Source organism: Enterobacter sp. CGMCC 5087 (assembly GCF_003144775.1).
Taxonomy (GTDB): domain Bacteria; phylum Pseudomonadota; class Gammaproteobacteria; order Enterobacterales; family Enterobacteriaceae; genus Enterobacter; species Enterobacter cloacae_M.
Map to the genome: position 1 here is coordinate 1 of NZ_QFXN01000355.1, position 1,286 is coordinate 1,286.

General features: G+C 48.9%; 1 protein-coding gene and 1 pseudogene. One reads left to right on the top strand and one right to left on the bottom strand.

The window, feature by feature from the left end:
- A pseudogene (locus DEO48_RS26385) lies at positions 1 to 797 on the top strand (phage tail protein); the annotation flags it as partial.
- Positions 798 to 858: 61 nt separating this feature from the next.
- On the opposite strand, the gene DEO48_RS26390 reads toward DEO48_RS26385, so the two are convergent.
- Positions 859 to 1,286, bottom strand: a 428-nt coding sequence (locus DEO48_RS26390; protein WP_146198356.1) for a tail fiber domain-containing protein, incomplete at its 5' end; no start/stop codon positions are given.

Genomic DNA, 1,286 nt, shown 5'->3' on the forward strand with positions numbered 1-1,286 from the left:
TCGGTTTGGGAAGTAGCGCGACGAAGGACGTGGGAACAGCTGCCGGAAACGTAATGCAGGTGGGAGCGTTTGGCCTGGGGAATAGTTCAGCGCAGGTAATTACTGACGTGTGGGATAAATCATTAGGCAGCAGGTTTATTATGATGTCTCCATCAACTTCAGGCGGGCCACAATATTACTCTATGGGTATTAGAATATCTGAGCGCAGTTGGGGAAATGGCCCAAATGATGTTTCCCAGCAATCATTTTCTGCATTCTCGATGGGAGGAAAAAGATTCACATGGATGACAATGGCTGATGGGGTTAATTCTGGGTGGCTAGAGGTTTATCATAACGGCAATACCACAAAGTCCAGTGATGGGACACTGAAAGCTGCCTCGCCTGTGATTAAACTTTTTTCCGATGGCAGATACCTGACCAACGATGAATCAGAGGGCTGTACTGTAACCCGTCTGGCCACAGGTGAATATCTGGTTGAAGGTTGTGAAGGGCTAAACTCGGACGCCGCATGGGGCGGCATTGATGGTGGTTTTGATATCCCCACAGACCGCAACAAACAGCCCCTGATCTGGCTGGATTATGAGGTTAATGCTGACGGTTCAGTGTTAGTGAAAACCTATCACCGCACACACCGGGAAGCTCCAGCGTTCGCCAGAAATGAATTACTGGGTGTTGATGATGGCGCTCCGGTCGATATTCCGCGTGACCAGTTTGTCAGTATTCGAGTGGAAATGCCCGCGGACAGCATCTGGAATCAACGACAGAAATATACAACGAGAGCCCCTGTAAAAGAGTAAGGCCACTGAAAAAATGCAGCCCGTCATTTACCGGAACGGGCTGCAGCTGAATGCTCAGGCTTCATGATGCCGCTATTTTTAGCTTAAGCTCCTCCAGCTCGTTCTGTGTAGCCTCCAGCTTCTTGATGACGTAGTTCAGGGCCAGCACGGTATCAAGCATAATGACGTTCGTATCAAGCGCCAACGTATCATCAGCATCAATCCTGTTGCCTTCACTATCGAAAGCCGGTGATGCAGGAACCAGTTTGACGTACTCGTTGTCAATCTTCATGACATCCTGGGCAATGATGCCCCGGCGAACCCTCTCACGAGGGTCATCGTTGTAGACGTAAGTTGCTGGTAGGAATTTCTTGATATTCTCGTATGACTGATAACCATCATCATATTTAATATCGTGCTTCAGCGTAATGTCACAGTTGCATATTCGCACGGTGATCGATCGCCAGTTCGCACCGTAGTCGATCATGATTTCGCATCGTGTTCGATCGC